The organism is Stenotrophomonas sp. A3_2 (assembly GCF_036624925.1).
In the GTDB taxonomy this organism is placed as follows: domain Bacteria; phylum Pseudomonadota; class Gammaproteobacteria; order Xanthomonadales; family Xanthomonadaceae; genus Stenotrophomonas; species Stenotrophomonas hibiscicola.
In genome coordinates this window covers 1-310 of record NZ_JAZKVY010000056.1, presented here as the reverse complement: position 1 = coordinate 310, position 310 = coordinate 1, and the positions used below count along the sequence as shown (strand labels likewise).

At 71.9% G+C, this 310-nt stretch carries 1 protein-coding gene; it reads right to left on the bottom strand.

Translation table 11 applies throughout. The features are described 5' to 3' along the window. On the bottom strand, positions 1–290 hold a 290-nt coding region (locus R5H29_RS00865), incomplete at its 3' end, for a PucC family protein (protein WP_332328579.1). Positions 291–310: the final 20 nt, after the last annotated feature.

The window sequence follows — 310 nt, the reverse complement described above, 5'->3', positions numbered from 1 at the left end:
TCGGAGCGGAACCCGATCACCGCCCGGAACGGCGCCGCCAGCAGCGGCAGGGCCAGCATCACCGCCACCAGCCAGGCCGGCACCCCCAGCTCCACGATCATCACGCGATTCAGCGTGCCGATCAGCAACGTCGCGGACACGCCCACCGAGACCTGGAACAGCGCGAGCCGCAGCAGCCGCCCGAGCGGCAATTCCGCCGTCGCGGCATCCGCGAACGGCAGGAAGCGCGTGCTCAGCCGCAGCAGCCAGGCGGTCGGCAGAATGCGTCCGGGCAGGCGCGCTGGGCTCATGACCGCAGCACCTCAAGCGC